Origin of the sequence: Rhodococcus sp. ENV425, from assembly GCF_002887785.1 — a bacterium.
Lineage (GTDB): Bacteria > Actinomycetota > Actinomycetes > Mycobacteriales > Mycobacteriaceae > Rhodococcus > Rhodococcus aetherivorans.
Map to the genome: position 1 here is coordinate 1 of NZ_PCZU01000246.1, position 619 is coordinate 619.

The 619-nt window shown below is 69.8% G+C and carries 1 protein-coding gene; it reads right to left on the bottom strand.

Annotated elements, in window-relative coordinates:
• A partial coding sequence (locus CQZ88_RS21440; protein ID WP_258008714.1) for an ABC transporter permease occupies window positions 1-619 on the bottom strand: 619 nt, incomplete at both ends.

Consider the following 619-nt stretch of genomic DNA (forward strand, 5'->3'; position numbering starts at 1 on the left):
CACCACCACCAGCAGCACCCACAGCACCGGATTGCGGCGCCAGTCCCGCAATCCCATGGTCAGACCGACCGAGAACCGGTCCGCCCGCCCACCCCGGCCGGTGCGCTCGCGGTGCCCGTGCAATCCCCCGACGGTGGCGGTGACCACCATCGCCCCGAGCAGCAGCGCCCCGTCCATCCACACCAGTGCCCATCCCAGGTCCCCGACCTTCCCGCCGTGTCGGGAAGGCACATCCACCATCCACAGCGTCACGAAGTGGGTGGGAAATCCGCGGGTGGCCACCCGCTGCGCCGAGCCGATCGCCGGCCCGAAGAACACGTCGACGATCCAAACGAACAGGATCAGCACGGTGCCGTTGACCGGGTTGCGCACCAGTGCCCCGACCATCGCCCCGATGGCCAGATAGATCACCGCGAACATCATCGTGCCCACCGTCACCCGCACCGGAGCATCGATTCCGACCCGCACCGCCAGCGCCAGCAACGCCACCGCCGAGACCAGCACCGCCAACACCACTCCGGTACCGAGCCGGGCCAGCACCAGCCGCCGTGCCGTCAGGCCCGCCGACACCAGTCGACGGTCCGCCGCGCGGGCGGCATTGATCTGGAAGTACATCGCG